Annotated in this window: 19 protein-coding genes; all 19 read right to left on the bottom strand. The window is 35.6% G+C overall.

Features of this window, described 5'->3' with window-relative positions:
- Positions 1 to 687, bottom strand: a complete 687-nt coding sequence (locus G9Q29_RS02940) for an SCO family protein (RefSeq protein WP_166133111.1) — start codon at positions 685 to 687, stop codon at positions 1 to 3.
- 12 nt (positions 688 to 699) lie between these two features.
- Complete coding sequence (locus G9Q29_RS02935; protein ID WP_166133109.1) at positions 700 to 1,341, bottom strand: hypothetical protein; 642 nt, start codon at positions 1,339 to 1,341, stop codon at positions 700 to 702.
- Between the two features lie 78 nt (positions 1,342 to 1,419).
- Positions 1,420 to 1,770 (bottom strand): cytochrome C oxidase subunit IV family protein, encoded by a 351-nt coding sequence (locus tag G9Q29_RS02930; RefSeq protein WP_166133107.1) that lies wholly within the window; start codon positions 1,768 to 1,770, stop codon positions 1,420 to 1,422.
- 18 nt (positions 1,771 to 1,788) lie between these two features.
- Positions 1,789 to 2,766, bottom strand: coding sequence for a cytochrome c oxidase subunit 3 (locus G9Q29_RS02925; protein ID WP_166133105.1), 978 nt, complete (start codon positions 2,764 to 2,766; stop codon positions 1,789 to 1,791).
- Between the two features lie 42 nt (positions 2,767 to 2,808).
- Positions 2,809 to 3,396, bottom strand: coding sequence for a cytochrome c oxidase subunit 3 (locus tag G9Q29_RS02920; protein WP_166133103.1), 588 nt, complete (start codon positions 3,394 to 3,396; stop codon positions 2,809 to 2,811).
- A 2-nt stretch (positions 3,397 to 3,398) separates the two neighbouring features.
- Complete coding sequence (cyoE, locus tag G9Q29_RS02915) at positions 3,399 to 4,301, bottom strand: heme o synthase (RefSeq protein ID WP_187038232.1); 903 nt, start codon at positions 4,299 to 4,301, stop codon at positions 3,399 to 3,401.
- A 105-nt stretch (positions 4,302 to 4,406) separates the two neighbouring features.
- On the bottom strand, positions 4,407 to 6,530 hold the full coding sequence (locus G9Q29_RS02910; RefSeq protein ID WP_166133101.1) for a gliding motility protein RemB: 2,124 nt from the start codon (positions 6,528 to 6,530) through the stop codon (positions 4,407 to 4,409).
- Between the two features lie 19 nt (positions 6,531 to 6,549).
- Entirely contained in the window at positions 6,550 to 7,293 is a 744-nt protein-coding gene (gene deoC, locus G9Q29_RS02905) for a deoxyribose-phosphate aldolase (RefSeq protein WP_166133099.1), read from the bottom strand.
- 159 nt (positions 7,294 to 7,452) lie between these two features.
- Entirely contained in the window at positions 7,453 to 7,821 is a 369-nt protein-coding gene (locus G9Q29_RS02900; protein ID WP_166133097.1) for a VanZ family protein, read from the bottom strand.
- Positions 7,814 to 8,194, bottom strand: a complete 381-nt coding sequence (gene gcvH, locus G9Q29_RS02895) for a glycine cleavage system protein GcvH (protein WP_166133095.1) — start codon at positions 8,192 to 8,194, stop codon at positions 7,814 to 7,816. The genes G9Q29_RS02900 and gcvH overlap by 8 nt, the downstream gene beginning before the upstream one ends.
- 93 nt (positions 8,195 to 8,287) lie before the next feature.
- Positions 8,288 to 15,427 carry a T9SS outer membrane translocon Sov/SprA gene (sov, locus tag G9Q29_RS02890; protein ID WP_166133093.1) on the bottom strand — a complete coding sequence of 2,380 codons (7,140 nt, stop codon included), beginning with the start codon at positions 15,425 to 15,427 and terminating at the stop codon, positions 8,288 to 8,290.
- A gap of 24 nt (positions 15,428 to 15,451) precedes the next feature.
- Positions 15,452 to 16,033 carry a Holliday junction branch migration protein RuvA gene (ruvA, locus tag G9Q29_RS02885; protein ID WP_166133092.1) on the bottom strand — a complete coding sequence of 194 codons (582 nt, stop codon included), beginning with the start codon at positions 16,031 to 16,033 and terminating at the stop codon, positions 15,452 to 15,454.
- Positions 16,034 to 16,121: 88 nt separating this feature from the next.
- Positions 16,122 to 18,419, bottom strand: a complete 2,298-nt coding sequence (locus G9Q29_RS02880; RefSeq protein ID WP_166133090.1) for an NADP-dependent malic enzyme — start codon at positions 18,417 to 18,419, stop codon at positions 16,122 to 16,124.
- A gap of 156 nt (positions 18,420 to 18,575) precedes the next feature.
- A complete protein-coding gene (locus G9Q29_RS02875; RefSeq protein WP_166133088.1) occupies positions 18,576 to 19,001 on the bottom strand; it encodes a CBS domain-containing protein in 426 nt (141 codons plus the stop codon).
- 62 nt (positions 19,002 to 19,063) lie between these two features.
- Positions 19,064 to 20,932 carry a trehalase family glycosidase gene (locus tag G9Q29_RS02870; protein ID WP_166133086.1) on the bottom strand — a complete coding sequence of 623 codons (1,869 nt, stop codon included), beginning with the start codon at positions 20,930 to 20,932 and terminating at the stop codon, positions 19,064 to 19,066.
- Entirely contained in the window at positions 20,929 to 22,143 is a 1,215-nt protein-coding gene (locus tag G9Q29_RS02865; RefSeq protein ID WP_166133084.1) for an MFS transporter, read from the bottom strand. The genes G9Q29_RS02870 and G9Q29_RS02865 overlap by 4 nt, the downstream gene beginning before the upstream one ends.
- A gap of 28 nt (positions 22,144 to 22,171) precedes the next feature.
- The gene (locus G9Q29_RS02860; protein WP_166133082.1) at positions 22,172 to 23,908 is read right to left on the bottom strand and encodes an alpha-amylase family glycosyl hydrolase; all 1,737 of its coding nucleotides are present in this window, start codon (positions 23,906 to 23,908) and stop codon (positions 22,172 to 22,174) included.
- A gap of 5 nt (positions 23,909 to 23,913) precedes the next feature.
- Positions 23,914 to 24,840 (bottom strand): carbohydrate kinase family protein, encoded by a 927-nt coding sequence (locus G9Q29_RS02855; protein WP_166133080.1) that lies wholly within the window; start codon positions 24,838 to 24,840, stop codon positions 23,914 to 23,916.
- Between the two features lie 16 nt (positions 24,841 to 24,856).
- The gene (locus tag G9Q29_RS02850; protein WP_166133078.1) at positions 24,857 to 26,161 is read right to left on the bottom strand and encodes an MFS transporter; all 1,305 of its coding nucleotides are present in this window, start codon (positions 26,159 to 26,161) and stop codon (positions 24,857 to 24,859) included.
- Between the last annotated feature and the right edge of the window lie 108 nt (positions 26,162 to 26,269).

Raw genomic sequence — 26,269 nt, 5'->3', positions numbered from 1 at the left:
TTACTCTTTTAATAAAATATTTATATCTTGCTGAATGTTTCTTACTCCCATTTTATCAAGTCCATCGTAATACAATATTGGATTACCAAACTCATCATTTCTACAACGGATATTTCCGTTTTTATCAATTAAAGCAAAAAGACCCGAGTGCTCAAAACCACCCGCTACCTTGTTATTTTGACCTGCATACAAATTAAAACCTTTATTAGCTAAGTTGAAAATATAGTCTTTTTTACCTGTTAAAAAATGCCAATTTGAAGAGCGAACACCAAGTAATTTAGAATGATCTTTTAAAACTTCAGCAGTATCATGATCGGGATCAATAGTGATCGATGCTATACCAAAGTTAGGATTTCCAAAAAACTTTTTCTCAATGAGCAACATACTCTCATTCATCTTTGGGCAAATAGTAGGACAACTCACAAAAAAGAACTCTAAAACATAGACCTTACCTTTGTACGTGTCATTATTTATCTTTTTGTTATCTTGATTAGTTAATTCAAAACGAGGTGCTGGCCCTATTTTAATCAACTTATCATCATCAGCAGTAACAGGATTTACACGATCTAAACGATCACCTTGGACTACTTTATCTGTTTTAATGCGTTGAACAATTTTAGGGATAGCATAAATACCAAATATCAAAACAATAAAAGAAATACCTATGTACGATTTATTTTTAAACATAAAAGAAGAATTTTAAATTTTTCGTGAAGCATTGTTATTCTTTTTTAAAGCTGCTCTGTATTCATACAAAATGACTTTAAAATCATCTAACATTTCATTACTTAATTCAGCTGGATGAAATGTGTTGTACCCTTCCATCACATCTTTTACCAATTTACGACCACGTAAATTTCGTTTTTTGTCAACGATATATACTTTTGGTGTGCCAAATTTATCATCAAGTTTTTCAACCAAGTTTAACTGAGCATAATATTTAGAAATCTCTTCTGGCGTGGCAAAAACAAAACGCCATTGTGCCACATCAGTAAAAGCACCCAGCGCAGTAATTACCTTTTTAGCATCTTGCTCTGTTCCTTTCGGACATAAGATCACAAATTGAACATCTTTGAACTCATGATAACGTTGGTATATCTTTTGATTTAAATTAAAAAGATTTCCTCTGTTTTTTAACAACTCAAAACCTGAGAAACCTAAAATAGTTACCTTACCGGTTAGCGTAATAGGTTTACCGTCTAATGTTTCCCATTTTCCAAAATCAGCAGTATTTGGAGTTATTGTCGGCAATTTAGTATATCCGTTTACACCCGAAGCAAAAAATAAGTAAGCTACGATAGGAAGGATAAAAAGAACAAAAAGAACTATATTTTTTTTCATTGAATGAGCTACTTTTATTAGAGTACAAAAATAAAAAAAGGTACGCAATGCGTACCCTTTTCATGAATTAATATCTTGTTAAAAATTCCATTTAATTGTTGAATTTTTAAAAACCTCATAAATATAATCGCCTTCTGTTAAAAGAATAAAAAGAAGGTATAATACTAAAAAGATAACTGGATAAACTACTGATGCTCTCAAAGAACTTTTTTCGCCTTCCATGTGCATAAATGCCCAAACAATATAATACGCTTTGTATAAAGTAAGAGCGTAAAAAATCCAGTTTAGCAAGTTCATACCCATTAAACTGTTCATGTGAAGAGACTCTGGCTTCAAAATACCTAAAATAACTTCAACAATTGTTACTGCAGATAAGATTCCGAAAACTTTCCAGATTCTACCAGTATTTGATACGTGATCGTGTGACATGATAATTACTTTTTGAAATTAAACTAGATAGAAAACTGTAAATACGAAAACCCAAACTAAATCGACAAAGTGCCAATATAATCCAACTTTTTCTACCATTTCATAAGTTTTTCTTTTCTCGTAAGTTCCTAATAACACATTAAAGAAGATGATAATATTAATAATCACTCCAGAAAATACGTGGAAACCGTGAAAACCTGTGATAAAGAAAAAGAAGTCAGCAAATAATTTACTTCCGTACTCGTTTCTAATCAAGTTAGCTCCTTCAACAACATAGTGAGCATCTGCTAATCTAGCCTCTGACTCTTTTCTAGAAAGAACTGTTTTTTGTTTTTTCTCATTCAATACTTCAGTACGAATTAAGATATCTGGATGCGATTTGAAACCAGCTTGAACTTCAGCAACTGAATAAGAAGGTAAAGTAGGTTCATCCATGAACCACTTTGCTTTGTTACGAGTTAGTTGCTCTCTCTCTTCAGGAAGAGTAGCTGCAAATTCTGCTAAAGCAACTCTTTTGCCGTCTTTATCTACAAACTGCAATAAACTACCACCTTTAGTTTCGACAGCACCATATTCTCCTTTGATAAAGTTTTTCCATTCCCAAGCTTGAGAACCTACGAAAATCAAACCACCAATAATTGTTAAAAACATGTAGATAACCACTTTGTTCTTTTTCATTTGGTGCCCTGCATCAACAGCTAAAACCATTGTTACAGATGAGAAAATCAAAATAAACGTCATCAACGCCACATAATACATAGGCGCTGAAACTCCGTGTAAGAACGGAAAGTGTGTAAACACCTCATCAGCCACTGGCCATGTTTCAATAAATTTAAATCTAGAAAAACCGTAAGCCGCTAGAAATCCAGAGAACGTTAAGGCATCTGATACGATAAAAAACCACATCATTAATTTACCATAACTTGCTCCCATTGGCTCATTGCCGCCTCCCCAAGTTTTTTCTTCACTATTTGCAGTAGTAACTGTCGCTTCCATAAAAGTTATTCGTTAAAAAGTTCCCAAATTTACGTTTTTTTCTTATTTAAAGAAATATAAAAACAAAAACAAATAAACCCACAATAAGTCTAAAAAGTGCCAATACATTGCACCGAGTTCTATACCAAGGGTTTGAGATGAATTGTATTTTTGTTTAAAATGATTATAAATTATAATTAACAGCGAAATCACACCACCAGCAAGGTGTAACAAGTGTACAACCGTTACAACATACAAAAATGTTGTTGTAATTGAGCTTCCGCTACCAGTGAAATAATAACCACTTTGTACGATTTGATCAAAGCCTTCGAATTGTAAAAATACAAATAAAAGTCCTAAAGCTAAGGTCCCTAAAAGAAAACCTGTCGTAGCACTTTGATTGTTTCGTTGAATTGCTTTTTTAGCCAAATGAAAGGTAACACTACAAGCAATAATTACAACTGTACTGTAATAAAATGCACTTGGTAATTCAAAATCTTTCAACCAATCTGCCCTTGATTTACTTACTACAAACGCACTAGTAAGTCCAGCAAACATCATGGTCATACTCACCATAGCAAACAATAAGATCAGCTTATACGACCTGTTGCTACGTGCTTTTTGCTCCTCTGCGGTCATTGTCATATTCATATCTATCTTAAAAATTTATCAATAATATACACTAATTGCAACAAAGTAATAAAAGAAACACTCACCAACATTAAGGTTCGTGCCGCTTTGGCTGTGCGTTCTTTATACAATTTTACAGCATAAAATAACATCCACAATCCTAGCAAAAACACAATCACAGCTGTGACAGGTGTAATATACAAACGGCCTGTGTAACCAAAAACAGGTAATAAGGAGGCCAAAATCAACCAAACGGTATACAATATTACTTGTAGCGCAGTTCCTTTATCTTTTTTACCCGTAGGTAACATAAAAAATCCTGCTTTTTCGTAATCTTCATACAAAAACCATCCGATGGCCCAAAAATGTGGGAACTGCCAGAAAAATTGAATTAAAAACAAAGTTCCTGCTTCGATACCAAATTCACCAGTAGCTGCAACCCAACCTAACATGAACGGAATTGCACCTGGAAAAGCGCCAACAAAAACTGATAAAGAAGTCATTGTTTTTAGAGGCGTATATACACTAGTGTATAAAAAGATCGAAATTGCACCAAACATGGCGGTTTTTTCATTGATGGTATACAACAAAACCAAACCTACCACAGTGAGTAAACAGGCAATTATTAATGCCGAAGCAACTGTCATTCTACCTGCTGGAACTGGACGATCTTTCGTTCTATCCATCAAAGCATCGAGATCTTTTTCGATAACCTGATTAAAAGCATTAGAAGCGCCTACCATACAATAGCCACCAACAGCTAACTTTAACAAAACCATCCAGCTAAGTGAGTTCCAATCGTAAATACCCAACATAAAACCAGCTATTGACGAAAAAACCACACTCACAGCTAGACGCGCTTTAGTGATTTCTCTGAAATCGATATAAACAGATTTTAATGAAAGTGTACTGGATGTTGCGCTCAATGCTAGTAATATTTTGTTTCTAAAAACTTTTGCAAAAGTAGACTAACAAAAGGGATTTGACAAAAAACAATTCACAAAAAAGTATAAAAATCAATACGGTAGCGATTAATAATCAAAATACCAATTGAAAATATCCGCTCTAACCCCCATACTAAACCAAGTTGTATTTTGTTTAAAGGCGGTAACAGTATCAACATCAGGATTAAAACTACGATAAATCAAACTACCAAATAGCTTTAAATTAGTTGAGGGATTAATCAAATAGCCTGCTTGAAGGTCAGCAATAAATACTGTTGTTTTGTTTCCTTGACCAACTTTTACACCAGAATCAAAAGGTCTTTGATCGTCGTAATTTTTATAAATATTTCCTCCGTAGTTAAATGAGTCAGATGGTGTATTAAAATCAAATCCACGAGTACCCAAAATAACTTTTGCATCAGCAAACAGCCTACCTTGATGGTAACGAGCAATTCCAATTAGCTCCCTAAAATTACCACCCCATTGATGACCCAAACTTTGATTGTTGTGACCATAATTTGTAATCACAGCACTGTGCGAATACACATAAGGCCTTACTTGATTATACTCAACTTGAGCTAACAAATTTTTAACCCCAAAAGCATTATAATATTTGGCCCCTATTTGGTAACCATACTTATTTTTCCAGCTATTATTGCCTTCTTTCACATCGCCAAGCGAAAATTCATCTAAAATAAACTGCCCATAAAAATTAATGGAATTGTTCCATTTGTATTTAAAAGTAAGTCCTAGAATCGCGTTTCCGCTTCGCGCAGATGAAGTAAACTCAACCGAACGATAGAATATTATAGGATTTACAAAGTTCACATCAAACCCACGATCGTTTGTATTAGTCCACACTACCGATTCGAAAAAACCTAAATTCAGTCGGTTGGAGACATTCCAACTTAAATAATGATTAGCCATGAATTTTGTTGCATAAGTCCTCTCAGTCGTCACCTCTGGTCGCACGTCTTTCAACCACATATAGGTATTGGTATATTTTATTTTCCAGAAATTGGTGTTTAGTTTAAAATAAGGATAAGGACTGGTGCCGTCACTTTCTAACAAAGATCGATATCCATCACCGATAAAATTTCTGCTATAGCCCAACTGCATGTCTAGGTATTTACTTGGCGTAAAAGTCAAATTAGCATCTGCCGAAGGGAAATCAAAAGCATCAGTCTTGAATTCTTTAGCAATTCCTATACCTGGAATAATTGCTGGATTGCCTCCGTCAGGACGAATAGAAATGGCGTAGTTGTTGTAATAATCCGCAAAACGACCTTGGCTTTCAAAAACCGTAGTGGTGAAATGAAGATTTTTTCCCAAACCTCCTCTAAAATTAATCCCTCGTGTATTTGTGTAGGTATAGGATGATTTGCTATCTGAAGCGCTACCAACTTGCAAATCTAGAATCGGATTTAACGTAAACCAATAATCTTCACCTTTTATCTGCACTAAATTTTCGTTCCACAATTTCTTTGCCCACCAACTTTTTGTATTCTTTTGCAAAGATTGATTCACCGATTTAAAATCGTAATATTTAGCTACTTGGGCATAGGTGAATGGCTTAGAGGCCGTGTGATTATTGCTACCTATTTGGTTCATCGCTGCATCAAACTGCGCGTAATAACTATGAGAAAAGGGAATATTAAGATTGCTCTCAAACTCAGGACTATCGAATTTTTTATAGACAATACTATCCAATTCAGTAAGCACAACATCTTTTTTTACCTCATTAGGCAACACAGCTTTTGCACTTGTTACTGTTTCAGTTCTAGATTGAAGCGGAATCGGAATTGTCATTGTAAACCGTGAATAAGTAGGCTTACCATTGTAAGTAGCAGGCGAAACTTTTGGCATAGACGAAAACACGCGCTTGGTTTCTTGTAATAACTGCTCATTAGCAGCATCAGTATAAATAACTTTGAAAACGCCATCAGAATTCACTTCAAACAATACTTTTACATTACCATTAAAATTGTTTTGAATCAGGTCTTGTGGAACCACGAAATTAGCATTCACAAAATCTTGCACTTGATCGTAAAAACATTTTTTTAATTGTTCACCCTGTAAATTTTGACAATTAGTAAAAACAGGAAAGCGGTCTGCAGTTGCATCTTCTTGAGCATTTACTCTGTTAGATTCTTGTGCCGAAGCAAAGAAAATAGTGCCCAAAAGAGCTATTACTACTAAAATTTTATTCATGCGGGTGGTATTTATATCTTTAATATTCATCTTTAGTTCTTTGACCTGAGGCAATTTCTTTAGCTCCCGAAGTCCCTATACGCTTCACCCCAAGATCAATCATAGCTACCGCTTCTTGATAAGTCCTTACGCCACCTGCTGCTTTAACAGGCAAAGGTGCTGCATTTTCTAGCATCATTTTTATTGTATCCACAGTTGCTCCATTTGGCAAATTATCTTGAGTTTTGAAAAAACCTGTTGATGATTTTACAAAAACACTAGCCAATTGTTCTTGATTAAAATGTTTTACAACTACATTTTTAATCAAACTACAAATTTGAATGATCTCTTTGTCAGTGAGTGCCGCTACTTCAATGATCCATTTGACAACTTTGTGATGCGTTAAACCCAATTGTGTACCAAGGAGTATTTCATGTTTTACGAGATCTATTTGCCCATTTTTAAACTTTTGGTAATTGCATACAAAATCTAAATCATCAGCACCTGCAGCAATAGCCTCTTTGGCTTCATCTAATTTTTCGTCAATGCTTGCTTTACCTTCTGGGAAATCAATTACAGTTCCTATTTTTATTTGAGAGTCTTGGTCTGCTCGCATTCGGTATGCCAAAGAAACTTTTTCTGGGCGAATCATAACGAGCTTGAATTGCTCATCGATTGCTTCTTGAATACAGTTTACTACCAATAGATCATTTTGCTCTTCGGATACACCTGCTTGCAAAGCTGTTTTTAAATAGGTACTGTCTAAATAATTCTTGATATCCATTTATTTTGGTTTTTTGGAAGCAGTGCTTAGTTGTACAAAAATACATTTTATCTTTACATAAGTTTAGCCTCAGGCTGTAATAATCAATGCGAAGGATAAAAAAACAAAACAAAAAATCCCGCCGGAGCGGGATTTCAATTCGTAACTAGTACTTATGTTTTATTTGATACGTTCATACATCGAAAATACTCCTATAGAAAGTAATGCTCCTGTAGTATTTGCCAATACATCTAATACATCGGCATGCCTTGTTGCTGTGCAAGTCTCTTGAACTAACTCGATAACTATACCGAACAAAATAGCACTTACAAAAGAATAACTCTTTACTGCTTTTTTTGACCAATTGGCCTTCGATTCGTTAAGAAATAATTGCAGCAAAAATGTAAGTACAAAATAAAATAATGCATGAACTACTTTATCCAAATGCGACACTGTTCCTAATGGAACACTATTAAACTGGACTAAGCAAAATACAGATATAATTACAGCCCAAATTATTGTGCTGAAAAGATAAATGTTTTTAAGCACCAATTAATGCTTTGTAATCTGCATCCGAAAGCAAAGTAGCTACTTCGTCAAGGTTTGCAATTTTTACTTTAATCATCCAACCTGCACCGTAAGGATCTGAATTTACACTTTCTGGCGTACTCTCAAGCGCATCGTTAAATTCGATAATCTCACCTGCTAAAGGCAAAAACAAATCCGATACCGTCTTTACCGCTTCAACTGTTCCAAAAACTTCGTCTTTTTCAAGTGTTTGATCTAAAGTCTCCACCTCAACGTATACAATATCTCCTAATTCTTTTTGTGCAAAATCAGTGATTCCTACTGTTGCGATATCGCCTTCGATACTAATCCACTCGTGATCTTTTGTATACTTTAAATTTGCTGGTATGTTCATCTAATTTGTAATTGATAAATAGTTATTAGTAATTGATTTTTTATGAGACAAATGTAACAATCTTCTACAGAAATTTTGATCAGATTTCAAAAATTAATTTCCAAAATTATATCGGAGTGTAAATCCAGATCTAATGTTTGTTAATGGAAATGCAGTTGAAATTACCGCTTTAGAAAACGAGTGATCGTAATAGAAAATAGCGGTTAGGTTTTTACTAAATGCATAATCCGCTTTAAGCTTGATTGTCCAAATATTTTGCCCTCCTGCTAATTGATTGTTGTCGTAATCCAAGTAGCGCACCAATGTCTCATTGTTTCTATAAGTTACATCGGCGGTTAAATTGATATCACTTTTGATGATTCCGGTAGGATTATCAGCCAAGCGCGATGAGAATATTACATCTTTAAAACGATATCCAAGCCCTACAACATACTCTACACCTTTAACTTCTGTCAATAAATTGTTATCAAAACTCATTGACAAAGCGCGATCTTTTTTAATTTCAGTTAGAATTTTTAACGAACTTTTCAACTCAAAATCCATACGAACTAATGGATTGAATTGCTCGACCAAGTTGATATTAGACATGATCGTTTTGTTAAAAAAGTTTCCGCTGGCATCTAAACCGGCAGGATCTTTATCAAACTCAAAATTAGATCGAAAAGCATTGATTGTATAAGATGCACGGTAATTGTGTTGCAATGAAAAACGTTTAAAAGCTTTCTTGAAAGTTTCATAACGCATCAATCCGTTGTACTTAATGGCCCAGTTTGGTATTGGAAAACTTCTAAAAATTCCCAAAGAAACATCAGTCGCATTGCCACCACTGTAAGCTGCCAAGAAAGCTGGCAATAATACTGCTTGATTATTTTTACCAAACCCTCTAGGAAACCCTTCTGGATCAATATTAATTGGATTATTAATATCGATGCCTCGCTCAGTAGCCAAACGATTCGCTACTGTTAACCTATTGGCTCTAAAATCATCAAATGCACTAGAATTATTTTGATCGCTAGTTGCAAAAGAAGTTTTTATCAACACCGTAGAAATTGAAAAAATCCCTGTATTGTATGGAGATCTTGCATTATATATCCCATTTGAAACATCATATTGCTCTGAGAAATTATCCGAATAAGACCTATCTAATGTTAAATCAATTTTAAAATCTGGAAACAAATCAACATTGGCTGTAGCCTTTAAAACCTTATTAGTGACTTGGCTGTAATTTTGATTAAAATCTTGGTATGTGGTTAACCAACCATTCTTAGCTGCCTCAAAACGAACATCATCTTGGCTTCCAAAAATAAACCCAAGTGATGGTCTAGACGAACCCAAAAACCCAACTCCTGGTGTGTATCCTGGTAAAACAGTTCCGCTATTGTGCGTGTAATTTACTTGAATATTTTTTACACTGGTTAAAATCCCTAGTAAACCATCTACAAATGGACTCTTTTTATCGGCAACATTTGGAGCTGTATTAACAATTTTTTCTCCAGGTTTAGGAATAGCTGTTTTAGGTTTAGCAACTGGTTTTTTGGCTGTTTTAGACAAACCCAAATACTTATAAAGCGTCTCCATATTGAACGTTCCGTTAATATTATGAGATGCTGCATTTTGAATCGTGTTTCCTAAATTAAAATCCTGTCCGTCAATACTAATTTGTGACAACGCATTTGAGGTACGCTGCCAACTGTAATCACCGGTATAGGTATAATTCGCTTTTACAAAACCAAACAGCGGAATTTTATTAATTGGGATTTCATAATTTAAAACCAACTGTTGCAGGTGCTGATTAGGATCACCCATATCCCAATAACTATCCCAGATCGTGAAACTGTCAATCGGTTCGTTATTTTCATTAAGATAATTTTTGACAATATTACTTGACGATGCGGTGTAGTTTAGTTTTAATGCCTTAGTCAAATTATAATTAAAACCGTATTGATAATTGAAAGCAAAGTTACGTCGGTACAATGGATCTAGACCGATACCCTCTACTTCTACTTGTCTAAATTGTTGACGGTTGTATTGCCTGTTGATATTAGTATTAAAGTTGATTGTAGAAGGCAAATAATTGAAATTGAAATCACTCAACATTTTCCAATAATTGCTTTTTTGCATCATTTTATTTTTCTTGAAAGGCTCAACAGGTTTTGATTTGAACGCATAAGAATAATCAATAGATGAGTTAGCTTGTTGATCAACATACTCTTCTATTTCAAAATCATGACGCTCTACTTCATTATACGATTGCGAAAAAGTAAAATTTTCGATGTCATATACACGTTGTTTTTGCTCCGCTTGACGCTCTTTTCGAACTCCAATAAAATTGATACTAGTGCGTTTGGTATAATCAATGGCACGGTTGCGAATGTTGTCTTTTTTGTTTTGTTCAGGCGTTTCGGCAATCAGTTGTTTTAATCTGATATCTTGGTTAAAAGGATCGTACTCAGGCGTAATAGTTTCCTCGCCAACCGCATAATTAAATGGTAAATTCACTCCCCATTTTTGCGGAAGCAATTTACCCATATTTACATTAGTAACTATATTGTACTGTTGTACATCTTCGCGGCTGCGTTCGTTAGGTCCTTGCTCTAAAGTACCAAAGCCAATTGTACTTTTTCGTCCGCTAGCCGAAACAGTTGCAAAATCAGCAAAATTAGTATCTATATTAAGTACCGCTGCCATCCCGCCTTTGTTATCCATATCAGCCAAGCGCAATTCGTTAAACCAAACCTCGCCTTGAATATCGTTTCGTAAATCATTGTTTTTAACCCCTACCATTAGGGTGCGTACCAATCCAAAATTTGGATTCCCTTTAATACCAATTCGCAAATTAGCGCTACCATCACCATCAGGTTTTGAAGGATCTAAGTCAGGATAATAAACCCCATCAAGTGGTAAAGTTGTAGGATCAATACTCATGGCCAAAATTTTCAACTTGGTCAATAAATCTAGTGGTAAGTCAATTTCGTTTTCTGTAGGCCAAACAGCCTCTGCGTTTAAGGGTGTACAATCAGAATTAGATACCCCATTTGGAAGTGTAACTTTTAAAGGGATCTCTACTTGATAAAAGTTTTGATTAAAATCGTTTCCAAAACGAATGAAACCACTCATTTGGCCATCTTGCAAACTAATCTCACCCGGTAAAGACTCTGCGTGTAAAAACATTTTAAGTTTATTGAACTGACGCATGTCAATACTTACGTTTTTAAAAACCGCTCTTGAATCTTGTGGCTCTAATCCATTACCCGAAACTCGTAATGCCAACGATTGTTCGTTTTGGTTGATGATGGTATTGTTATTAAACAATTGCTCCCTTTGTACTCCCGGTGGAACTACATAATTAATTGGGCATCTCTCGTTATTTTCTTGGACATTTACCGCCAAAACATCTAAAATGGTATTATCGTCAGCAAGATTGGTATCATTAAAGTCAAGTGTATTAGTGTACCTTCTCCATTCTCCTCGAACTAAATCTAGCGCTCCAAAACGAACGGTAACTTCTTCATTAAAACCCGTCATGAACATTCTCATAAAACGTATTGATCTAAAATCAGAAATGCTTCCAATTGTATTTTCTGGCTGGGAAACCGGAATTTTAAACTGTATCCATCGTGCCACAGTTGTAGAACCGTTTGGTAAAGTTTCTTGTGTGTTACGAATATCTGTGATGTAATTTTGACCAATCTGCATACCCGGCTGTACATCTATACTGTACTCATAATAAGCATTTATGGTATTCATTGTATTGTCACGATTAATATCTTCAACATCAGGAGCAGCTGTAGCACCACGGTTAGCATCGTTGATATCTACAGCAGAGTTGCCATCAGTACCGTTGTATTGTTTGTAGCGATCAATAATGCCACCGTTAGCATTCAAATAAAAACGGTAATCATCAGCAGCAGGATCAAGCTCAGATGCAAAATTAGTATACACTTGAGCTTCTAAATCATTCGATAGACCGTCTAACCCAATATCTTGAATTCTTCTATTGGCTGTATTGGTATCAAAAGCATAAATTAAAGATTGTGATGCTGGTACGTCTCCCCAAATAGGTCTCGGGTTTACCAAAAGTTGATCAGTACCTAAACCGTTCTCATATTGCTTACGACCATCTTTAAGAATATCTTCGGAAATTTCACCTAAGTTAAAATAAATTTTTCCTGAATTAGACTGTGGTGCAGGGCCATTACCAACGTATGGATCTAGAATCCAAAACTGAATGTACTCTACATTTCCTTGTTCAAAATTGGTGGAATTTAAAGAGCGCATGATTCCCCCAAAGTTGTCACTTGGATTAGTAGCAAAATTTGAATCATTGTTGTACGGTCCTCGCTCTGTTGGAAAATAAGTTAAATCTAAAGTATTTATAACTTGTGTTTGCCCTTGAGCGATATCAGTAAGAGGATATAATTCTCTACTAAAAATACGACGGGTTTTATTAAAGGATAAATCATCATCTGATATACCTGCGGGTTTTTGGGTGTAAAAAATTGGGTCAATAGCATACCAAGCCAACTTTGCTCTCTTGAAACCATACCTTAAATCGGTAGCGTTTCCGCCAAAATCATAACGACTTGCTGTATTACGCTCTGGCACTGAGGCCAAACTCCAAGCAAAAGGCGACCTTAAATCAATGGTAGATTGTGAGCCTTCAAAATCATCTACGTAAATGGTAGATTCGCCCTCAAATTGATCAGCCTTTGGAGTGTCTGGTCTTAAGAAAGCAACTTCACCTCTTATAGATAAATTTGAAGGAACATCAGTATCAATATTTGGTAGTTTGTTTACTAATCGTGTAAAGAACGGCACCTCAGTTGAAAAATTGGTATTAAAACCGAAAATGGTATTGTTTACTGACTCCTGACCAAAACTTGATTTTTGTGTAAAAGGACGCTCTGACATTTTTAAGAAAGTACCGCCTACTACAAAATTCTCAGAAATTTTATGCTCCACATTAAATCCCATAAATCGTCTGGTTTGCTGACCAAATATAGAATTGTTTTCTAATGAAACTTCAATCGGTGTATTTGATAAGGTTGGATCTAAAATTTGTACTCTACCAAATTGATAATTCACACTATAATCTACACCTTCAACCAATACTCGTCCAGCGGCGGTTACCACTACTGATCCTTGAGGAACGTTTAAGGCACCAATAGGAATTCCGTCGTTTCCATTAGATTTGTATTTACCGCGTAATAAAAATTTATTTTTATCACTGTCTTGTAAAGCGCCTGCTTGCGTACTGCGATACATGCTTCTAAAAACATATTTGCGTTGGTTTTCATTATAAGTTGTAGGATTGCTGTAGTTTTCACCACTATTCGGATTGGATAATTTTTTGAAAAGTAATTCTCCAAAAGGCTCTTTGGTACTAAACATGATACGACCATTTTGTGCATCAATTGTTAGTCCCGGTAAGAAGTCAAAAAAACCATCTCCGCCTGTTTGAGGATCGTTATTGTAATTTAATTTATCTAAATTAAATACTTTTAATAATGGTGTTTCTGCTACTTTGTTTTCAGCTGTTGGATTTGCAGGAAATGGAGTTCCATTCGCTTCTGTAATATAATTTAATGGTGACGGATCTGTGTATAAAATGTTGAATCTAAAATCCTCTTGAGTAAGTTGATACCCTCCCTGAATTTGATAAATATTTTTCATCATCAAATTCCAAACCGGGTTGGTCACGTTTGTCAAATTGCTTTTCAGCATTTTCAAAATCAAACTTTGCGAAATAATAGCTTGTGTTGCAGGCGTATTCCCCGTAACTACGGTAGCATCTACACCATCATTACCAAACTCCCCAACTTGGTACACTTGATCACCAATTGTATATTGATAGGCTACTGCTAAAACCTCATCATTTGCCAAACGTTGCTGCAAGGAGATAAAACCTAATTGCGGGTTAAAGGTATATTCGTTTGGATTTAATTTTCGAGCATTTTCAAGTTTGGAGTAGTCTTGTCCTTCGTTTACAGTTGTGTTAAAACCAGAATTGGCTGTAGCAATTTCACGAATATTTGGATTCAACAAACCCGTTCCTGCATTAATTTGTGCAGGGTCGTAATCATTGTTTGTGTTGTCAGCAGGCGTATCTACAGGATTATTAAAGATTCCTGTTGATGGATTTAAAACTACTACTTCAGTATCGGGTGTGTCAGACAACTGCCCTTCTCCTAAATCTTGTAACGCGATAATATTACGTAAGTTATTATTGGTAGTAGTTACTCTATTTTGCCTATTGGTTACCCAAACTTCTATTCTCGAAATTTGTACCCTACTGTCAATAAATGGATAATTTGCTAAAGCTTTATCATATCTATTTCTAAAGTATTGCGATAAAAAGAAATGCCTGTCACTATCATAATCTAAGGCAAACATTTCAAAATCTTCAATCGTACCACCGCCTTGAGCTACTAAGCTTTTGGTTTGTGATTTTTGCTCAGAGAATACACCCGTTACCGTAGTTTTACCAAATTGCAATTGGGTTTTTACCCCGAACAAACTTTGTGCGCCACGAATTAAGGAACTGTTAAGTGGCATACTCACGTTACCCACTTCTATTTTTTGAATAATATCGTCTTCGGTTGGAGCGTAATCAAGTTTAATTAAGTTTTGAAAAGCAAAAGTAGATTGCGTATCGTAATTGGCATTTACATTCAATCGGGTTCCTACTTTACCCATTAAACTCATGCTAATACGTTGATCAAAATCAAAAGATAAATTAGATCTGTTTCTAGGCGAAAACGAAGGATTGTCTTGTTTTGTGTAACGCATTCCTAGATCCATTTCGATAGAACCAGTAGGCCTAACATCGATGGTGTTGCTACCAAAAATAGATTCAAATAAGCCTGATTTAACGTAGTATCGAGGCAAAAGATCTTTTTTAGCTAAGTCGCTACCTTCTTTTTTACCATCAATAGCGTCAACTTTTTTCTTAAAATAATCCCGCATTGATTCCTTTAAAACCAATTTTTCGTATTCTTTTGGTGTTAAAAAAATGGGATAATTTATAGACAAACCGTCTAAAGAACTTGTATAAACATAACGATCTGTAACAGGATCATAGGTGTAAGCAGAACGAATACTTGGTGGGTTTTTTAATTGAATTTTTCCAACAGAAAACCCAGTTTTAACTGTATCCTGAGCCACTTGTTCTACTTGAGAATGAACTGAAAATCCACAAAATAAAACAAGTAAAAAAGTACAAATTTTATGCATATATCGCTAGTTTCTTGACTACTATTATAGGTTTTTTAACGCTTGTTTGATAATGGATTCTACAGAAGCTTCGGGGTCATCCTTAACAATTTTTTCGATGACTTTTTCAGCACTTTTACGCACAAATCCCAACACCTCCAAAGCTGATAACGCTTCATCACGATTTGTATTGCTTTGCGACATTGAAACTTCGTCTAAATCAAACAATTTGAGTACTTTTTCTTTTAAATCAAGGATCACACGTTGGGCTGTTTTGCTACCAATTCCTTTAATAGATTGAATGGTTCCTACATCACCAGAAGCGATAGCATTTGTAATTTGTTTGGGATTTAATGAGGAAAGCATCGTGCGTGCAATACCAGCACCAATTCCGGAAACAGATAATAAAAGTCTGAAAATTTCGCGCTCTGATTTTTCCATAAAACCAAAAAGCGTATGCGCATCTTCCTTAATTTGCAAATGCGTATACAGCTTGATTAAATCATTAGTTGGCAGTAAAGAATAGGTATGCAACGAAATATTAACATGGTAGCCCACGCCGCCACAGTCGATTATTACGTGTGTTGCCGACTTTTCGACTAGTTTCCCTTGTAAATGTGCTATCATGACGGTTTAAAAATTGTGTCAAATATAAAAAAATTAGCATCTGTTTGCACCGAAAACGGCACTTTAACAGATGCTAATTATTTGGTGCTTATTTAATTGTATTGGATTTGCTCTTTTTTAGCTCTTTTTCTTGTGCATCAATAACTGCAATTGCAGCCATATTAACCATTTCTTCTACACTTGCACCAAGCTGGAAAATGTGAACTGGTTTACCCATTCCTAGCATGATTGGCCCGATAGAGTCAGACTTATTCAATTCTTTCAACAATTTATAAGTAATGTTTGCTGAATCTAAGTTAGGAAAAATCAAAGTATTTACTTTTTTTCCTGCTAATTTAGAAAACGGAAATTTAGCTGAAAGCATATCTGGATTAAGTGCAAAATCTACTTGAATTTCACCATCAACAATCATGTCTGGATGATTTTTATGAAGATAAGCTACCGCCTCGCGCACTTTTGCTGCACTATCACTTGGTGACGATCCAAAATTAGAGAACGAAACCATAGCAATTACAGGCTCTACACCAAACATCTTAGCTGTTTTAGCGGTCATTACTGCAATCTTAGCCAAATCATCAGCCGAAGGGTTGATGTTAATTGCCGTATCGGCCAAGAACATTGGTCCACGTGCCGTCATCATCATATTTGTAGTTGCAATGATTGATGCACCAGGCGCTTTATCAATTAATTGCATCATTGGTTTTACAACCGATGGATAACTTCTTGAATGCCCCGTAACCAAAGCATCAGCTTCGCCTTCATTAACCATCATTGCTGCAAAATAGTTACGCTCACGCATTAATTTTTGAGCATCAAGTAACGAAATACCTCGTCTTTGTCTTGAAGACCAGTAGGTGTTTGCAAACTGATTTCTACGTTCTTTTTCTTCATTGATTTTTGGATCAATGATTTCAACATCAGCATCAAAGCCAATTTCTTCTTTCAACTCTAGAATAATTTCTTTGTTTCCTAGAAGAATTGGGAAACCAATACCTTCTTCGTGTACAATTTGAGCTGCTTTTAATACATCCAAATGATCTGCTTCTGCAAATACAATTCGTTTTGGATCCATTTTAGCGCGATTGGTAATCAAACGCACCATTTTATTGTCGTTACCCAAACGATCATTCAATTCGTCTTCGTACTTTTTCCAATCTGTTATCGGGTTAAGCGCTACACCTGATTCCATAGCAGCTTTGGCTACAGCCGGTGCCACAATCGAGATCAAACGGGGATCAAATGGTTTAGGAATAATATAATCGCGACCAAAAACTAATTTTGTAGCGCCATAAGCCACATTTACTTGCTCTGGAACCGACTCTTTTGCCAAAAGCGCTAAAGCTTTTACGGCAGCCATTTTCATCGCTTCGTTAATTTTTGTAGCACGCACGTCTAAAGCTCCTCTAAAAATGTAAGGAAACCCAAGAACGTTATTTACTTGATTAGGAAAATCAGATCTTCCTGTGGCCATAATTACATCTTTGCGGGTAGCGATGGCAACATTGTAATCAATTTCAGGATCTGGATTGGCCATTGCAAAAACAATTGGATTATCTGCCATGGTCAACAACATTTCAGGCGACATTAAACCTCCTGTTGATAAACCCAAGAAAATATCCGATCCTACCAAAGCTTCTGCTAATGACATCGACGGTATATCTTTTGCGTATTTCAATTGCAATTCAGATAAACTTGGATTGTCTTTGGTTAATAAACCTTTACTATTGAACATTAAAATATTTTCGACTTTTACACCCAAAAGAACGTACAAATCAGCACACGCCAATGCAGCTGAACCCGCACCAGAAACGACCATTTTCACATCCTCAGCATTTTTACCTGCTAATTCCAAAGCGTTTAACAAAGCCGCAGATGAAATGATAGCGGTACCGTGTTGGTCATCATGCATTACCGGAATATTCAATTCTTCAACCAAACGACGTTCAATTTCAAACGACTCTGGAGCTTTAATATCCTCAAGGTTGATACCTCCAAAAGTTGGGGCAATGTTTTTTACAGTTTGGATAAACTCTTCGATATCTTTTGTCCCAATTTCAATGTCGAAAACATCGATATCAGCAAAAATTTTAAACAACAAACCTTTTCCTTCCATTACAGGTTTTGATGCTTCGGGACCAATATCCCCAAGCCCTAAAACCGCAGTACCATTGGTAATTACTGCTACAAGATTTCCTTTTGCTGTGTATTTATAAACGTTATTAATGTCTTTTGCAATCTCTAAACAAGGCTCTGCTACACCCGGAGAATAGGCCAACGATAGGTCTCTTTGTGTTGCATATTTCTTTGTAGGAACTACTTGAATTTTTCCAGGCGTTGGTTTCGCGTGGTATAATAATGCTTCTTTTCTTCTACTATTTTTGTCCATTTTTTTTAGATTTTATTCTAGCCTACAAAGATAGAAGACTTGGTTTAAAAAGTCAGCTTTTATCCTATTCTTTTCTAAAAATGCGTGATTAACACGTCTTAAAAATAAAAAAAGCCTCTGATTACAGAAGCTAATTTTGATAATTTTGTATGAGATCTACTGTGAGATGTAGGTATTCAAATGATTGATGGTGTCTTTTTGGATTTCGATGATGGCTTTCACCACATCACTAATGGATATCAGCCCTATCACAATTTGATTTTCAATAACAGGCAAATGTCGAATACGTTTACTGCTCATTAACTCCATGCAATAATCTAAATTATCTGAAGGTTGTACCGTGATAACCGTGGTTTCCATAATTTCACTCACTAAGGTTTTTTTAGACGACTTATCTTTTAGAACAATTTTTCGAGCATAATCACGCTCTGATAGGATTCCTTTTAAAACGGCATCTTCAATTATCAGAATAGCACCAATGTTTTTTTCACTCATCACAGTGAGTGCTTCATAAACCGTATTAGTCGATAGGATAGAAATCACTTCTTTCCCTTTGCTGCTTAAAATTTGATCAACTGTCATAACTTATTCATTTAGTGAATCATAAAGTTATGAAAAAATAGATTGCAATTACAAAATACGATTTATTTAAAAAGCACATCTGGCGAAATGAGTTTACTTAAATCGGCACGCATGGCTGGAGTTAAAATTTGCAAACCGTATTGATAGGAGGCATTAACCCATCCAAAACCTTCTTTAGCGATGTAATTAAATTCGGTTCCTACATTACCATATTCAGCAAAAACCTTGTGGGAACTAATTTCTAAATCAAATTTTTCAGGAATGGTACCATTGTAATCGACGGCATTTTTAGTAATCAACCAAAGCCAACGGTACACCATTTCTTTGGCTTTTTCGCGGTAACCGTAACGTAATAATCCTTCCCAAAGCAACATTTGATGCGGTGCCCAGCCAAAAGGATAATCCCATTGTCGTTGTGGAGCATCTGCCGAAAGGTTCGCGCTACTTGCTTTTGTACTTCCTGAAATTCCGCCCGTTTGTAAAAACTGCGGGAGCGCTACCTCTACTAATTGCTTGGCTTGCTCCTGAGTGCACAAACCTGCCCATAGCGGAAAAAATGTAGTAGCTGACTCAAACGGGAATTGCTTTTTATTGACAAAATCGTAATCAAAAAACATTCCCGCAACTTCGTTCCAGCAAAGCTCATTCATTTTTTCTTTTCGGAAATGTGCTTTCTGTTCCCAATCATCTGTGGTATAAACAACCGAAGCAGTTTCAAAAACACCTTCAAAATGAGTAGCAATCAAGTGGGCAATATCTTTTTCGTATTTATATAAAAAACTATTGACGTCAACCGAATTCAAGTTGGCGCAGGTATTGATAAACCTAGTAGTAGTGTCATGCCCGCTCTCTCTCATACTGCGATCGTGAACAAAGTACTCATCCAAATCTTTATCAACTAAGGTACGTTCTAAATATTTTTGCTCGAATTCGCGAATCGGCAAGCCGTATTTTTTGGCATATGGTTCTAAAATATCATCAAAATGACCCGGCTCTACCTCAAAAGGCATTCCAACGCCATCAGCTTTGTACCGATTTAAACCTGTTGTTGTAAGCCGATTTCCCTGCACCATCCAAACTGAATCGTACTCTAAAATGACTGTCTCAAGGTGAGAGCGCAACCAGTCTTTAGGTACGGCCCGTTTTTGTGCGATGTCGAGTAACAATGAAGAATACAAAGGAGGTTGCGTGCGAGTTAGGTAATAACTTCGGTTAGCATTTAGTATTTTACCGTAATGTTTTATCTGGTATTGAAAATTGTCTGCTATTGCAATTGCCTTCTCAAAATGATTGTCAATGAGTAAACCTACACCAATAAAATAACTATCCCAACCGTACATTTCGTTGAATCGACCACCAGGAACAACAAAAGGAACGCCTTGTAAACTGTATAATTTTTGCTGTAAAGCAAGCGCCAAAATACCGGGACTTTTATCTAAAGTTGCAACATGCTCGGCTGAATATCCTTCAGGCAAAACAGTTACTTGAAAATTAGAAAACTTACTTTCCAAATCTTTAAAATAAGCTACCCCTTGAGGATCAGTAGCTGCTACATAAAGCGTTGCTAAAGCACTAGAAGTTTTTTCATCTTCAAGAATTTGAGTCAACCCTTTTTTATCAATAGTTCGGGTTAATTCATTCCAATAATCGTCACGAATTTTTCTTGAAATACGTTCTACCGCATCCTCTTGAATTCGATTGAGATCTACTTCTCCCAAAACAGACTTTACGCTTTTTAGCTCCGCTAACTCTTGCAGTAAATTAGATAAATGATAGGTACCCTCAATGACAATTTCACTTTTCGTAATTTCATCAACCAATACAAATCGTTTCGGACCAGTATCGTCTTTGGTTATTTTTTTATCCTTATCGGTATCTTCTTGTTCTAATAAAGCACTAAATACCTGATCAACATTCAATAAGATTTTCATGACCTAACCGTTAATTTTTTTAAAATGAAAAATGAAATCAAAAGCAAAGCCATGGGAATTAATGTGTAATAAAACGCATTTTCTGGCCCTTGATTTTTAAATAAATATCCAATCACTCTGGAGCCTAAGGTGCCGCCAAGTGCTGAAAAAACAACAATTAAACCCGTCATGGAGCTATGCAAACTTTTTGGCAAAGCACTCAAAACAACCGAATTTAATAACGGATAAATAGGCGCGATAAATAATCCTACGAGTGGAAATGCAAAACCAATTAACGGGATATCGCCTAAACTTGTCACTTCATTTACCCGCAAGCCAACAGCTTTGGGTAAAACAAAAATTACAATCAACATGGCGCAAACAATGCAAGAACTTAGTACCCAAATCCAATCTATTTTTTGAGTTAAAAAACCTGCCAATAAACGACCAACTGCTAACGAAACCGCCAGAATACTGGCCATCATGATACTAATATTTTCTGGCAAATGAAGCACTTTGTTATTAAAGGTAGGCAACCAAGACATGATTCCCTGCTCAATCATGACAAACAAAAAGGCGCTAATTACAAAAACAATGGTCAATAGTTTAGCTAACAATTGGAACATTTGTTTAAAATCATCAGCAAGATTAACACCTGCTATTTCTTTTGGATTTTCAAACTTGGCGAGAAACAAAAAAACAAACGAGAGTAGCGCACTACCAGCCAATAACCAATACACATTAAGCCATGCATCAGGATTGGTTGCAGAATTAAAGGCTGGAAACAGAAAGTAAGCCAAGGCAATACCAATCATGAAAACGCCTTCAATACTACTCATTAAACTGTTGTGTTCTTTTTGATTATCTGTAATGGTACCAATTAAGGAATACACCGAAACTTTGATCAATGCAAAAGAAACGCCTACTGTGGCAAATAAAATTTTTGCTGCAGCAAATGAATTTCCAAAATACATTCCAATACACGCCATTGTTACCAAGGCTAGACCAATAAGCATGGCTTTTTTATAGCCTATTCTAGGTAAAAAGGAAGCAATAAAAAACGAGACTATTGCAATTGGCAAATCCTTAAAAGCTTCCAAAGCACTAGCCTGCACCTCATCAACACCATAATTGGATTGTGCTTTTAAAATCACGATTCCCACGCTATTAAGCAAGATCGCAAACACAAAATAATTGAGAAACATGGCTAATTTTATCGTGCTTTTTTTCATCTTGCCGTTTGGATTATTGTGGAATTAATTAAAAATTTAAAATACGATTCACTTCATTTTCGTGGTGATGAATACTAAATTGAAGTGTTGTCAAATCAGCTTTTAAATGAGCAACAGATTGATCTTTTACCCATTTAATATCAATTTTTGTAGCATCAGATTCGTCTATTTGCACTTGTCCTGAAAAGGCAAGAGCGGTATTTCGTAAACGAATGATTTCAAGTTGTTTTTGGACAACAGTAGTTTTCAAACCTTCGTTAACCTCATCCAATGTAATCGTAGTTCGGTTAATTTCTTTGTGACCGGCACTTCCGCCTGCATCAGCCGCTGCATAATTATTTTTGCCTGCAAAAATGTCCAAATACCATATTTGAGGAATTCCAGGAACAAACATTTGAATGGCTCTTGCCAAAAGTAATTTTTGATCGTCTTCGCCCAAGGCACTATAAAAAGTAGCATTGATTTGGTAGTATGAGATTTTTTTACCTGATGGATCGTATAGATTTTTAACGCGTCCACCACGTTCCATAATGGTATTCATGATCGACTCGATTTCATCATCTTCAAGCAACCCTTTATTGTAAACACCTTCAACTTCTTTTCCTTTTAAATCCAAAACCGGAATTCCATCATGACAACCCAACATGTTCACGGTTTTAAAGCCTTTGCTAACAATTTCTTTGGCCCATCGAACTAAAGCTGCGCTATTTTTATTTTCGATGGTGTGTAACGTGAGTCCTGGTAGGAAAAAATCATAAATATAATAGCCTTCGGCAGCTACTTCGTCATGTAAATGCAAACCATATTCCGCATGGATTTCTGGCAAAAGCATTAAATCATTTTTTTTAGCAATTTGGTTGATGCGCTCTAAGTAGTCCCAAGTGCCAGGTTTATTGAAAAAATTAGACTCACCTACTTGCTTGTGTAAGTAAGCGAAAGCATCCAAACGAAGAATCGTACAACCATAATCCTTCAATTTTTCTAAGGTTTCATTATAAAATTGCCAGACCAATTCTGAAGCGCCATTAACATCCATTTGCCCCAAGTAAGAGCGCTTTTGCTCAATAATTTGTACAATTTGCGAGCTAAAATTAGCAGCATTTTTAAAATCAATAGTAGCCAAGTCTTGTTGTGTTGCAATTCCTTCATTGGCTACAGCCAAGACATCCTTATATTGCTCCTGCGGTAAATTTTGAACCGATTCTAAATCTTCGGTTGTTATCGAATTGTATGTGATTTGCTGGTAAAAAGTGTTCCAATACGGTTGATCAGAACCATCAGGAAAACGAACTTTCAAAATAGGCAAACCTGACTTTCTCATGAATAATTTATTGAGAAATTCTGGTTTCGGAATTCGGATTCCTTCCTCATTTAAATCGCCGTCATGCTGCCAAAACTCATTCCAATTAATAAAAAAATCTTTGTACTTGGAATCTTTTCCATGTTGCAAAAGATCTTTGAACTGCGGAGACGCAACGGAAAGGTGATTTAGAACGATATCGAATTTTAATTTAATATTGAGTTCCTCCAATACTTTTAAATCATTTGGAGATACTAATTCTTTATTGATATCGTAATCAATAATAGAAAAACCGCGATCTAAATCACTATTAAAAAAGGTTGGCAAAACGTAGAGCAACGAAAAAACATCTTTGAACTCCGTCATCTTAAGCATGGAGATAGAATCACTCAGTTTTACGCCAATACTATCAGGATAAACATTGAGCATTACTCCGTTGCTAATTGTAGGACTATTGTGCTGCATAATATTTATAATAGTTTTGAAAGTATGTTAATATTATCTGGCAAACGACCAACATTTTGTAATTTTAAAGCTGCAAGTTTAAGTGCAATATCTAAACATTTTTGAGTTGATTTTTCTTTGATGAAAGCAAATAAGAAACCCGACCAAAAAGCATCGCCTGCCCCAGTGGAGTCCATTACTTTATCAATTTTAATAGCTGGCATTTGAATAATTTCATGACCTTTTTGCGAAAGTTTTACCCCTTTACTACCTAAAGTTAGGCAAACGGTATCGACTCCTTTATCATGAAAAAATTTAAAAATTTCTTCGTGTGGCAATTCTTTTTCAAAAAGTCGTAACATATCATCTTCGCTAATTTTAATCAAAGGATTAAATTGGCAATACGCATCAATAACTTTGAACGCTTTTTTCTGGCTTTTCCACAACTTACGCGCATAGTTTAAATCGATGCTTAATTTACAACCCAAATCATAAGCTTCTTGTGCTTTTTTCAGGATGGTTTTTTGAGCTGGATTTTTACTCAGGGCAAAACAAGTAGTGTGAAAAATACTAGTGTTAGCCAAAATATCTTTGGTAATTTGTTCCTCATAAATACAACAATCAGCAGAGCGATAGGGTATAAAATCAGGCGTACCTTCAGACCTTGATACAAAAATCACACTTGTTGATTTGTCATCTAAAACAGAAAGATGATCGGTGTTTACTCCTACTTCACTCAAGCGCTCTGCAATATATGTCCCAAAACCATCCTTACCCACTGTAGCCACCATTATGGTATTTAAACCCAATCGAGTAGCATTCATAGCAACATTAGTAGGCGAACCTCCTAAGTATCGGTGGTAATCTCTGGTCTCATTTATCATAACACTCTCTTGATGACCAATAAAATCAACCAGAACTTCACCCACACAGAGAATATCTATTTTCTTCATTATATAAATCGTTGTATTATTCTAAGGCCTTATTTTTATTAACTTTAATTAAAAGAGTAGATAATGCTGCTAGAACTAGCAAAACTCCTGCAAATGTGATAGCCTGACGAGGATCATTATCTAAAAAGTTTCGTAGAACATATCCAAATGAAACGTTTTGAATGATCATTGGTATCACAATCATCATGTTGATAATTCCCATATATACACCGTATCGCTCTTTTGAAATAACCGCTACTACCATCAAGTAAGGTATTCCCATCATGCTAGCCCACGCAATTCCGTAACCAATTACAACCGCAAAAAACAAATATTGGTTTTGTACTAAAGGAAAGCACAAAAGCGAAACTGCACCCAACAATAAGCAAACGAAATGAATCATTTTAGCTCCATGTTTTTTAGCCAGTTTGGCCAAATAAAAAGCGATTGAAAAAGTCACTATAAATCCAAACGCACCAATTAAACCATTCCACTCTACCGCTTTTTCGTATCCTTGGGGATTACTTGGAGTAACATTCCATACAGAAAGTGCGATACTTTTAGAGTTATTTTGCCAATAACACATCATGGCATACCATTGAAAAAGGTAGACCAAAAACAGCTGCCACATTACTTTTGGCATTTCTAAAACTGCTTTATAAATGTCTATAAAAGGAGAAAAAACGTTTAGAGGTTCAGCTTTCAAAGCTGCTAATTCTTCCTGAGTTGGCGGAATTTCTTGCGTTTTCCTCATACTCCACCAAATAGAAGTAATTGATAAAACCGCACCTAGGAAAAAGGAGGCGTAAATCCAGGTGGGTAATGATCCTGTATAACCCACGAAAACTATTGGAAATAAAAACAAAGAAATATATGCTAGAAATTGCCCAAAGCCTGTAAAAAAACTTTGCGCTTGAAAACCCATCGGTTGTTGTTCCTCATTAAGTGTATCAGCTATAAAGGCACGGTATGGCTCCATTGCCGTATTATTACCTACATCTAGAATCCAAAGTAAACCAGCCGCCATCCAAAGCGAACTACTAAACGGAAATAAAAACAAAGCCAAACTGCACACGATAGCACCGATAAAAAAGTAAGGTTTGCGTCGGCCCCATCTTGGATGCCAGGTTTTATCACTCATAGCACCAATAATAGGTTGAATAAGTAAGCCAGTTAGTGGACCTGCAAGATTTAAAATTGGAATTTCATCAGGACTAGCGTGTAAAAAGTCGTATATCGGGTTTACGGCGCTTTGTTGTAAACCAAAACTGTACTGAATGCCAAAAAAACCAACATTCATATTGATAATTTGCCAAAAACTTAACTTTACTTTTAAATTCATTCTGGTTGGTTAATTTGTTAATTTATCATAAACTTAGTTTTAAAATCGCCAAATAAAAACAGAATGTATAAAAAAACGTTTTCGGAATACCCGAAAACGTTTTCGACT

Origin of the sequence: Flavobacterium turcicum (assembly GCF_011365745.1) — a bacterium.
In the GTDB taxonomy this organism is placed as follows: Bacteria; Bacteroidota; Bacteroidia; order Flavobacteriales; family Flavobacteriaceae; genus Flavobacterium; species Flavobacterium turcicum.
The sequence above is the reverse complement of the archived record's forward strand: the minus strand, read 5'-3'. Positions and strand labels throughout refer to the sequence as shown.